This window comes from Paenibacillus sp. D9, from assembly GCF_001188365.1.
Classification (GTDB): domain Bacteria; phylum Bacillota; class Bacilli; order Paenibacillales; family Paenibacillaceae; genus Paenibacillus_O; species Paenibacillus_O humicus.
Genome location: NZ_JZEJ01000001.1, coordinates 3,290,950 through 3,302,045, shown reverse-complemented (window position 1 = coordinate 3,302,045; position 11,096 = coordinate 3,290,950). Strand labels below are relative to the sequence as shown.

Below are 11,096 nucleotides of genomic sequence, written 5' to 3'. Positions count from 1 at the left end.
GACTTCGGTCCGCTTGCGGGCCTTCTCTTATTTTGGAGGGACATCGAATGGAACAGCGGGCAGTAAGGCATGCCGAAGAAAGAATACGCACGGAGCTGCTGCCTGGGCTGAAGCTCGAAAGCGGGAGCTTGCGCCATCCGGTGCAGGCGCTGGATATTCCTCCGGGCTGGGAGCTGCTCGGCTGCGGCAACTATGCCGCGGTGCTGGCTCATCCGGAGCTCGAAGGGCTGGCGGTCAAGGTTTATGCCCCGGACCGGGAAGGCTGGGAGGATGAGGTCGAGGTATACCGCAAGCTGGGGGAGCATCCTGCCTATGGCCGATGTTATGCATCCGGCCAGCATGAAGGCACCCGGTACTTGCTGCTGAAGCGATTGCGCGGAGTGACGCTCTACCGAAGCCTGCTGGAGGGGCTTGTCATACCGGAGCAGGCGATTGCCGACGTGGACGAAGCGCTCGCCTACGCAGCCTCGAGAGGACTGAACCCTCATGATGTCCATGGGAAAAATGTGATGGTCAGCGACGGAAGGGGGATCGTCGTCGACGTATCCGATTTCTTGAAGCCGGAGCCCTGCAGCATGTGGACGGATTTGAAAAAAGCCTACTATGCTCTTTACCGGCCTTTATTCGCCAAGCCGGATCGCTCGCTGCGCATCCCGCCCTGGATGATGAACGGAATCCGCCTCGGCTATCGCCTGGTCAGGGGGCAATCGGGCCGCCGCCCGAAGGGAGCTCCGTCCAGACGGTCCCCCCAAGGGCCGCCGCCCGAATAGGGGCGGCATGACCTTGCGGACTGCGGCGGATACCGGCCTGAGCCGGCATTAATGGCCTTCGTCGCCGAAGGCCTCCGCCAGCCGGCGGGCCCGCTCCGCTTCGCCGCGGCGGACAAGCAGGCGCAGGCTGCCGGCTTCCTCGCTCAGCTTGGTCTTCACTCCATGATCCTTGAGATAGGCTTGCAAGCGGTACAGCCTGTCGGCTCTGATGCTGCTCTCCGACTTGGCGAGAACCCATCCTTTGCCTGCCTTGATGCTGGCAAAAACAATGGCTCCCACAACCAGCACGACAATTGCGGCCCATACGAACGCCATCCCGACACCACCCTCGTTAAGTTAGGATGCTTTCGTGGTTATTCTATTCCTGTGCGGCTGTCGGGCATGACAGAAAATGTACGTTTTGCGGAAAGGAGAAGGGAAGCGATGATCACGATAGGACTCGCGGGCTGGGGGGATCACGACAAGCTCTATCCGACCAGGGAAAGCGCACGGAACAAGCTCCACACCTACGGAGAGCTGTTTGGAACCGTGGAGGTGGACAGCAGCTTTTATGCGGTGCAGCCCAAGCGGAATATGGAGAAATGGACGGCGGACACTCCGGATGCGTTCCGCTTCGTCGTCAAGGCATACCAGGGCATGACCGGCCATTCCCGCGGCAAGATTCCGTATCCGGACGAGGACGCGATGTTCGCCGATTTCAAGCTTGCGCTGACGCCGATGCTAGAGAGCGGCAAGCTTGACTGCGTTCTGTTCCAATATCCGCCCTGGTTCGACTGCACGAGGGAGAACGTCGCTGTGCTTCGCGAAGCCAAAGCCCGCATGGAAGGAGTGCCTTGCGCGCTGGAATTCCGGCATCAGAGCTGGTTCGTTCCGGGGATGAGGGAGAAGACGCTTGCTTTCATGCGGGATCAAGGCTGGTATCATTCCGTCTGCGACGAGCCGCAGGCGGGGGAAGGCTCGGTGCCGATCGTCGAGGAAGCGACGGACAGCGGCTTCACGCTGGTCCGTCTGCACGGGCGCAATGTCTCCGGCTGGCATTCCTCCGGCCGCCCGAACTGGCGGGAGGTCCGCTATTTGTACCGGTACAGCACGGAGGAGCTGGAGGAATGGGCCGAACGGCTGACGAGGCTGGAGAGGCAGTCGGAGCGGGTTGCGGTCATCTTCAACAACAACTCCGGCGGCGACGCGGCGGACAATGCCAGGGAACTCATGACCCTGCTGGGGCAGCCGCTCCCTGCCCTTCCCGCCGATGCTGCCAGGGAAGCGGATCCGGATGTGGAGCAATTGGAGCTGTTTTGACACCGCAAATAAGGAAAGATGCCGATTCTGATTTCCCGGCGGGGAAATGCAGGATCGGTTTTTTCGTGATATGGATTTTACCGACAGGATCAGCTCGTTCATGGGGGCGGGAGGAATAAAAGACATCGTTCCGTATGAGTTCGGCAGCGATTGAAAATCTAAAGGTAGAAATCAGGAGAGCGTTTCATGGTATCATAGCTGTTAGCTTGCGGAATAGAAATCAACCTAACAACCTAACAGATGGGCGGGTTCAACAATATGAATGCCAAAGTGACGATGCAGGATATTGCCGACCATGTCGGGATGTCGAAGTTCGCCGTATCCAAAGCCCTGTCCGGCAAGGGGGGCGTCAAGCCCGAGACGAGGGACCGGATCGTACAGGCGGCCATCCAGCTCGGGTACAAGTTCCCCGCGCGGGACGCGGCTGCCGCGGACGTCATCCAGGCGCCGGTCTATGAGGGCAAGTCCGTCAACATCAACAAGCAAGTGATCATCCTCGTCCCGAACGTCCGCTTCCAGACCCGTCAGTCGTACTACTGGGGACGCATCATCGAAGGCGCCCAGGAGGAGCTGGACGAGCGGGGAATCGGCTCGATGCTGGTGACGGAGCAGATTACGAGCCAGTTCTCCACGATGATCAATCCCAGAGGGGTGATGGGGCTGATCGGGGTCGGTCTCATCTCCTATCCAAGCCTGCTGGAGATCCGCAATCTCGGCATTCCGATGGTGCTGATCGACCACGAAGAGCCGCTCATCCCGACGGATGTGCTGTCGATGAACAACTTCGAATGGATGAGGCGCATCGTCCATTATGTGATCGGCCTTGGACACCGGAACCTGCAGTTCGTCGGCAATCTGTCTTATTCGCGCAGTTTCTACGACCGCTGGTTCGGCTTCCGCTCCATGCTGGAGGAGCATGGGCTGGAAGCCTCGGGCCAGCATGACGGGCTGCTGACCGTGCGGGGACATAACCGTTCGGAAATGACGGAAGCGCTGGAGCCGATGCTGCAGGAGCTGGCGAGGGAAGGCAGGATGCCGACCGCGTTTTCGTGCGCCAACGACTCCATCGCCATGTGCGTCATGACGCTGCTGGCCCGGATGGGGATTTCCGTGCCGGGAGACGTGTCGGTCACCGGATTCGACGACATTCAGGATGCCGCCCTCTCGAGTCCGACGCTGACGACGGTGCATGTGCACAAGCACGGCATGGGACGGCGGGCCGTCGAGGCGCTGCTGCGCCGAGCCGAGCAGCCGGCGAACCCCGTGGAGAAGGTGCTGCTGACCGGCGAGCTGGTCATCCGCCGCTCGACGGCGGCGTCTCCAAGGTTATGAGAGGCTTGCTTGGCCGCTTGAAGCTACGGCTCGATCCCCTCTGGCATCGGATGGAGGCCAGGCTGTTCATCGTATACGTGTTTGTCGTGCTGCTGCCGATCGCGGTCATTACGTATGTATCCGCATCCCATAATTTCCGCACGATCGAGAACAATACGATTACGTTCGCGTCCCAGATTTCCGGCAAAATGATGAACTCGCTGGACGACTACATCCACGATATGAAGCAGATTTCCATCATCCCGGCGTATCTCGACGAAATTCAGAGCGGACTTGAGCAGTCCAACCTTTTTTATGAAAACCACCGGGGGGAAAATCCGGACAGCGATCCTTCCTATCAGTGGGAGGAACGGAGCTTCAAGCTGAAAATCCAGCGCGAAATCGAAAGCAGCATCTATTTCATGAACAACCTCAAGGAAGGGTCCAGCAACGTGTACCTGTTCGACAAGCTGGGCAATCCCTATACCGCGGTCAAGAGCGGCGGCGTGCGCAACGACCTGCGCGAAACTTACTCCCGCTGGAAGCAGCTCGCGCAGGCGCGGAACGGAACTCCTGTGCTGGTCAGCACGCAGGCGGTGACAAGCAATTCGCACAACAAGCAATATGTGTTCACGGTCGTCCGGGACATCATCACGACCTCCTTCAACTCGGTCGGCCTCATCGCCGTCGACGCCAACATCGGGGTCATCGAAAACATGGTGACGGATCTCGACGAAGCGACCCGGGGCACGACGATCATCGCCGATGAAGAGGGCAACATCATTTACGACAGCGAGCGCCAGTTCCTGGCCCAGAACCTCGGGCAGACGCCGCTGCTGAAGCAAGCGAAGGGGGCATCGGGAAGCTTCCGGACGGAAGTGGCCGGGGAGGAGAACCTCGTCATCTACCGGCAGTCTCCCGAGACGGGCTGGAAGCTGCTCATTACCGTCCCGCAAAAGCATCTGGTGGAGGATGCGGCGCGCAACCGCATGTACAGCTTGGCCGCAGCCGGGCTGTCCATGGCCGCTGCGCTCGTTATTACCCTGATTTTGATCCTGGCTCTGACCAAGCCGCTTCGTTCCATCATCGTCCTGATGCGGCAAGTGCAGGGAGGAAACTTCGACGTCCAGTTTCCGGTCAAGCGCCGCGACGAGGCCGGCATGGTCGGACACGCCTTCAACCGCATGGTCGCAAGAATCCGCGAGCTGATCGACAACATCTACCGGATCGAGAAGCGCCGGACGGAGGCGCAGCTGGAGAACCTGCAGCGGCAGATCAACCCGCATTTCATCTACAATACGCTGGAGTCGATCCGCATGACGGCGATTCTCAACGACGACGCGGAGGTAAGCCGCATGGTGCAGCTGCTCGGCGAGCAGCTGCGGTACAGTCTCCATGCGGGAGACAACCTGGTATCCGTCGCCAGGGAGTGGGAGCATCTCGAGCAGTATATCGAGCTGATGAACCACCGCTACGGAGCCCGATTCAGGCTGAGCATCTCGCCGGAGGCCCGGCATGCCGACACGAGCGTCATGAAGCTGATCTTCCAGCCGATCGTGGAAAATGCGGTGCTGCACGGCTTCGACGACGAACGGGAATGGCTGAACATCTCGATCGAGACGCGCGTGGACGGTCCCGACCGCCTGTTCATCATCTGCGATGACGGCCGGGGTCTTGCGGAGGAGGAGCTGGAGCTTGTACGCAGCCGTCTGCAGCCGGGGGAGCCGGAGGGCGAGCCTGACCCGTACGCGGGAGGAATCGGCCTGCGCAACGTGCAGGAGCGGCTGCAGCTGCGTTACGGACCATCCAGCGGACTTAAAGTGGACGGAGAGCCGTCCAATGGAACTTGCGTCACCATGAGAATTCCGGATACGGCGCATCTGGCGCCGGACAGCGGAGCCGGAAGAGGGGAGGAGGAAGGACCATGATCAAAGTAGCCGTCGTAGACGACGAGGAGAAGATCCGTCTTGGCTTGGCGAAGATCATCGAGCGGACCAATCCCGCTTACAGCGTTGTCGGCGTCTGGGGGAGCGCGAGGGAAGCGCTCAGCAGGCTGGAGGAATCCGGAGCGGATCTGCTCATCACCGACATCCGCATGCCGCAGATGGACGGCCTCCAGCTGGCCGCGGAGCTGCGCAGCCGGGGAAGCGCCGTTCATATCGCCATCCTGAGCGGCCACAACGACTTCAATTATGCGCGCGAAGCTCTTCGCTGCGGCGTGGAGGACTATCTGCTCAAGCCCGTCAATCAGGAGGAGCTGGAGCGGCTGCTCGAAAGGGTGGAGGGCAAGGTCGGCGAGCAGCGCGGACGGCAGCCTTTCCAGCCGGAATCGCTGCTGGAGCTTATGCTGTCCGCAGATTCGTCGCGGATTCCTCGTCCGGTATGGCAGTCGGCATGCGACCAGCTCGACGAGCTGCCGCTGATCCGGGGCCTGTATGCGTTCATGGTGCTGCATGTCCTTCCTGAGCTGGACGGGGAGGAGCTGCGCCGGGCCGCGGCCGAGCTGCGCCGGGACAGCCTCGCCCTCGTCAGGGAGGGAGGGAGCGTCGCTCTGCTGATCGGCCTGCGCAAGGGCGACCATGCCGATACGGCCAGAGAGCTCGCGGTGACGCTGCTGGGCAGGCTGCCGATCTCGATGGAAGCCCGGATCGGGACGGGAGGCGTCTACAGCGGCGGATCCGGCTTGGGCCAAGCGTACAGGGAGGCGGAGTCCGCCTGCCATAACGCCTGGTATGCTCCGTCTGGACAGCCCGTCGCCGCATATGCCCCCGCGCCTCAGCGGCAGGCCGATCCGGAGCCGCTCCGCAGATGGGTGGACAAGGCCAAAGGAGCCGTCAAGGCGGGCGATCTCGACGGCGCTTCCGAAGCGCTGGACGAATGGATTCGGGAGGCTGGAAAGCTGCGCATGGCGTGGAGCGTTCTTGTCGATGCCGCAGCGGAAGCGGCCGCCGCCCTGGAGGAGGGGCTGACGGAAAGGAAGGAGTCTGCGAGCCCTTTCATGCCGCAGCCCGGCAGCTTCCCCGAGTGGCAGCGCTACGCGGCGGCGCTGCGGGAGATTTTCCAGGAAGGACTGCGGCGGGTCAAGGACCAGCGGCATGAAAGCCGGTCGGTCGAAACCGTCAAAGCTTATTTGCATGAGCATTACAGCGAGGAGCTGGACCTGCAGAAGCTTGCCGATCTGGTGCATTTGACGCCGAGTTATCTCAGCAAGCTGTTCAAGAGCGAAACGGGAGAAACGATAACCGATTATGCGATCTCGGTGCGGATCGAGCAGGCCAAGAAGCTGCTGAAGGAACGTCCGGAGCTGAAAACCTACGAGGTCGGCGAGCTGTCGGGCTACACGGATCCCGCCTACTTCACCAAGGCATTCAAGCGGGCCACAGGGAAAACGCCCAAGGAATACAGGGACGGCGCCAGATAGCGGGAAGAAGCCATTGCCGCTTCGCTGCTGCCTTCGGTTTGCAGCCGCTGCTTGACTTGCGCGAGCATAAGCATCAACAGCATATCCGGCATCGTCGTCATTGCAGGCTCATGTGCTTCGAGGGCTCATGCAGACGGCAAGCCAGAGGCGGAGGGTGGAAAGCAGCCAACGGACGGCAGCGATTAAAATAGCAGGAATGGATATCGCCTTGATGAGGGGAATCCCGTTCCGGCAGGCGAGTGGAACAGGCATCTGCATCCGTGCAGATGCCTGTTTGCTGCATAAGCTAACGCAGCTAACAGAGTTAGCACAATTGAAGACAACAAAACCAAACACCGTCCATTCGCAAAGTCCAGGGAAGGGCCTATAATTGTCTATACTGAAAGCGGTATCAATCCCGGCAAATGAAAGTGAGGGAAACTTCGTGAATCGGCTTACCTACAAAACGCAGCGATTACTGATCTTGTTCGGCTTTCTGACCATACCGGTCCTGCTCAGCCTTACATTCTCGTACTATCCGGCCGTTTCCCTGATCTACTACAGCTTTACGGACTGGACCGGCACCGGCTGGGACATGAACTGGGTAGGCCTGGACAACTACAAGCAGATCTTCTCCGAGCCCGAGGTGTTCAACGCCCTCAAGAACAACGCCTACTACTTCGTCGGCGGCTTGATCCAGGTGGCCTTCTCCCTGTGGTTCGCCGTTATCCTGACCGGAAGGCTGAAGGGGAAATACGGCTTCCGCGTCGCGCTGTTCCTGCCGTATGTGCTGCACAGCGTCGCGACGGTCATCATGTTCAAGAACGTGTACCATCTCGACTATGGAGCCTTGAACGGCCTTCTGCGCGCAGTCGGACTGGATTCCTGGCAGCAGAGCTGGCTCGGCAATCCGCATCTGGTCAACGTTTCTCTGGCGTTCATCTCGATGTGGAAATACATGGGCCTCAACATGGTGATCTTCATCGGCGCCCTGCAGTCCATTCCCGGGGACATTTACGAGGCGGCATCGATCGACGGCGCGTCCGGCTGGCAGAAATTCCGCTTCATTACCGCGCCCAGCATCAAAAGCGTCCTCTCGCTCATGCTGCTGCTGACGCTGACCGGCGCCCTCGAGGCCTTCGATATTCCTTACGTCATGATGCTCGGAGCCAACGGAACGCAGACCTTCGTCATCCAGACCGTGGACACGGCCTTCAAGTATCAGAGCTTCGGCCTCGCATCGGCCATGGCGGTCGTGCTGCTCATCATCGTACTGATCTTCATCGTCATCCAGCGCAAAGTCTTGTTCAGGGAGGGGAAATAAACCATGGATCAAGAGAAAAGCTCGCCGCTGTTCACGGCTTTCAAATATCTCACGATCGTGCTCGCCCTGTTCGTCGTGTTTTTCCCGATCTACTCGGTATTCGTCGGCGCGTTCAAAACCCAGATGGAGTACTACCAGTCGTCCTCCCTGGCGCTGCCGCATGACTTCTTCAACTTCGACAACTTCAAAAAAGTATACGATGTCGGAGATCTCGGCCTCGGCTTCAAGAACACGCTGATCATCCTCGTTGCGGCTGTCGCCGGCAACGTCGTGCTCGGCACGATGGTCGCGTACGCCTTGGGCCGCTTCGACTTCAAGCTGAAAAAGCCGATCATGGGCATGTACCTCGTCGCCCAGGTCATCCCGATGGTGACGACGCAGGTCGCCACGTTCTCCGTCATCCAGAAGCTCGGCCTGTACAACACGATGGGCGCTCCGATCATTCTGTACATCGGCGCCGACGTGCTGCAGATCGTCATCTATCTCCAGTTCGTCAACAGCATTCCGAAAGACCTGGACGAGAGCGCGATGATGGAAGGGGCTTCGCTGTTCAAGATCTACCGCTCCATCATCTTCCCGCTGCTGGCCCCGGCCACGGCGACGCTCATCATCCTGAAGACGATTTCCATCTACAATGACTTCTATACGCCTTACCTGTACATGCCGAGCCAAAAGCTCAAGGTCGTCTCTACCGCGATCTACTCGTTCGTTGGGCCGAATGCCGCCCAGCTCAACGTCATCTCGGCCGGCATCCTGATCATCTTCATTCCGACGGTCGTCTTGTTCCTCTTCCTTCAGCGCTATATTTTCGCTGGGGTTACGAACGGGGCGGTCAAGTAAAAATTGCAGAGGCGGCTTGAGGGCCGCCTTTGCTGTTTCCTTGGGAAAGGGGCAGCTGCTCTGCGGAGGCCATCGGAGGGGGAAATGATAGCTGCGCTGCGGAGGCCATCGGAGGGAGAAGCGCCAGCTGCGCTGTGGAGGCCATCCGATCCTCCAATCGCTGTTGAAGCCGGATTGCTCTGATTTACACCCCCTGACAGGGTTGCAATCCGTCTTCAAAGGCGAACGCTGCCGCTTTTCCGGATTCGGATGGCCTCCTCCGCTCCGCTTGGAGGGAGAACAACAACGAGGCGAGGCCTCCTCCGCTCCGCTTGGAGGGAGAAAGGGAAGTTTCAACGATGAAGTTTCGGAGCCACAGTACTCGTCTGTTTTTTAATTTATCGGACATACGATCCGCTATTCGGCTCAAAAGCAAGGATTTCACCATTTATCGGACATACGATCCGTTATTCAGCGATTTTAACCCTCGTAGGGTCTCATTTTGGCGAAATAACGGATCTCATGTCCGATAACAAGCTGGTTAGGTATTGAAACGACAAAATAACGGATCGTATGTCCGATAACAAGCGAGGCTCGGGCGACAGGAGCTGCAATCGGCCAAGCTGCCAGGATTGAGATCATACGATAAGAAAGCAAGCCGGGCGAACGCAGCATGGGCCGAAAACGCGAAGCTAGTACACAATTTGTCGGATGTTCATGATCGCGCAGCGAGAATAATCCGGAATTAGTTGGATGGTTTATGTAACGCCGGCGAGGATAGAGCCGATCTGTGTTGGATGTTCATGATCGCGCAGCGGGAATAGTCCAGAATTAGTTGGATGGTTTAAGTGACGCCGGCGAGGATAGAGCCGATCTGTGTTGGATGTTCATGATCGCGCAGCGGGAATAGTCCAGAATTAGTTGGATGGTTTAAGTAAAGGCCGGCGAGGACAGGGCCAATCTGTGTTGGATGTTCATGATTGCGAAGCGGGAATCCAGAATTAGTTGGATGGTTTATATAGCGCCGGCGAGGATAGAGCCGTTCTGTGTTGGATGTTCATGATTGCGCAGCGAGAATATCCAGAATTAGTTGGATGGTTTATGTAACTCCGGCGAGTGGTTTATGTAACTCCGGCGAGTGGTTTAAGTAACGCCGGCGGGGATGGCGACCAATCGGTTGGATGTTAAGCATTTTTACGAGGAGGAACAACAAAATGAGCAAACCCGAACTCGAAATGATTACCGGCATGACCTGGGGATGGACCGGAGTAAGAGGGACCTGGGAAGGCCCCGAGGCCGAGCATTCCATGAACGAGATGGCCAAGCTGAACGTCGGCTGGGCAGGAATCACGCTTGGAGCGATGCAGGCGACGGCGCAATCGACCGAAATCACGTACTGGCAGGAGCCGACCGTCACGGACGGCGAGGTTCGCGCCGCGATCCGCCGGGCGAAGGAAATGGGCATGAAGGTGGTCATGAAGCCGGTAGTCAACTGCGCGGACGGAACCTGGAGGGCGCATATCAATTTCTTCGACATGGACATCCCCGGCGAGCCGACCTGGAGCCAGTGGTTCGCTTCCTACGGGAAGTTCATCCTCCACTATGCGGAGATCGCCGAGCAGGAAGGCTGCGAGATGCTCTGCATCGGCTGCGAGATGGTGCAGACCGACAAGCGGGAAGCCGAATGGAGGGCGCTGATCGCCGAAGTACGCAAGGTGTATGGCGGCCTGATCACCTACAACTGCGACAAGTACCAGGAGGGCAACGTGAAATGGTGGGATGCGGTCGACATCATTTCCTCCAGCGGCTATTATCCGATCGGCGAGTGGGAGCAGCATCTCGACCGCATCCACGAGGCCGTTTCTCCTTACGGGAAGCCGTTCTTCTTCATGGAAGCCGGCTGTCCGAGCCGCGAAGGCTCCCCGCTGCGGCCCAACGACTGGTCGCTTCCCGGAGCTCCGTCCGGCGAAGCGCAGAAGAGCTATTACGAGGCGATGTTCGGAGCCTGCGAGAAGCGCGAGTGGGTGCGCGGCTTCATGCTCTGGGATTGGCCGGCAAGGCTGTACAGCGAAGAGGATGCCGCGGCCAACGACGATTACTGCATGTACGGCAAGCCTGCCGCTGCAGTCGTGAGGGATTACTACGGACGGGTTTAAGCGCAGGCTTCTATTTT

At 59.0% G+C, this 11,096-nt stretch carries 9 protein-coding genes; 8 read left to right on the top strand and 1 reads right to left on the bottom strand.

Features of this window, described 5'->3' with window-relative positions:
* Window positions 1-47: 47 nt before the first annotated feature.
* The gene (locus VE23_RS14910) at window positions 48-770 is read left to right on the top strand and encodes a hypothetical protein (protein ID WP_048748645.1); all 723 of its coding nucleotides are present in this window, start codon (window positions 48-50) and stop codon (window positions 768-770) included.
* A gap of 48 nt (window positions 771-818) precedes the next feature.
* Here the strand turns inward: VE23_RS14910 and VE23_RS14905 are convergent, their stop codons facing one another.
* Window positions 819-1,085 carry a hypothetical protein gene (locus tag VE23_RS14905; RefSeq protein ID WP_048748646.1) on the bottom strand — a complete coding sequence of 89 codons (267 nt, stop codon included), beginning with the start codon at window positions 1,083-1,085 and terminating at the stop codon, window positions 819-821.
* Window positions 1,086-1,193: 108 nt separating this feature from the next.
* Between VE23_RS14905 and VE23_RS14900 the strand changes: the two genes are divergently transcribed.
* The 7 genes from VE23_RS14900 to VE23_RS14870 all read left to right on the top strand — a co-directional run bounded on the left by VE23_RS14900 (window position 1,194) and on the right by VE23_RS14870 (window position 11,079).
* Window positions 1,194-2,069, top strand: a complete 876-nt coding sequence (locus VE23_RS14900) for a DUF72 domain-containing protein (protein ID WP_048748647.1) — start codon at window positions 1,194-1,196, stop codon at window positions 2,067-2,069.
* A 258-nt stretch (window positions 2,070-2,327) separates the two neighbouring features.
* Entirely contained in the window at window positions 2,328-3,401 is a 1,074-nt protein-coding gene (locus VE23_RS14895) for a LacI family DNA-binding transcriptional regulator (protein WP_049868399.1), read from the top strand.
* Between the two features lie 17 nt (window positions 3,402-3,418).
* Window positions 3,419-5,308, top strand: coding sequence for a cache domain-containing sensor histidine kinase (locus VE23_RS14890; protein ID WP_232316954.1), 1,890 nt, complete (start codon window positions 3,419-3,421; stop codon window positions 5,306-5,308).
* Entirely contained in the window at window positions 5,305-6,801 is a 1,497-nt protein-coding gene (locus tag VE23_RS14885; RefSeq protein ID WP_049868397.1) for a response regulator, read from the top strand. The genes VE23_RS14890 and VE23_RS14885 overlap by 4 nt, the downstream gene beginning before the upstream one ends.
* A gap of 424 nt (window positions 6,802-7,225) precedes the next feature.
* Window positions 7,226-8,104 carry a carbohydrate ABC transporter permease gene (locus tag VE23_RS14880; RefSeq protein WP_048745312.1) on the top strand — a complete coding sequence of 293 codons (879 nt, stop codon included), beginning with the start codon at window positions 7,226-7,228 and terminating at the stop codon, window positions 8,102-8,104.
* 3 nt (window positions 8,105-8,107) lie between these two features.
* Window positions 8,108-8,944 (top strand): carbohydrate ABC transporter permease, encoded by an 837-nt coding sequence (locus VE23_RS14875; RefSeq protein ID WP_049868396.1) that lies wholly within the window; start codon window positions 8,108-8,110, stop codon window positions 8,942-8,944.
* Between the two features lie 1,193 nt (window positions 8,945-10,137).
* Entirely contained in the window at window positions 10,138-11,079 is a 942-nt protein-coding gene (locus VE23_RS14870; protein WP_049868395.1) for a glycoside hydrolase family 113, read from the top strand.
* The last annotated feature ends 17 nt before the right edge of the window (window positions 11,080-11,096 follow it).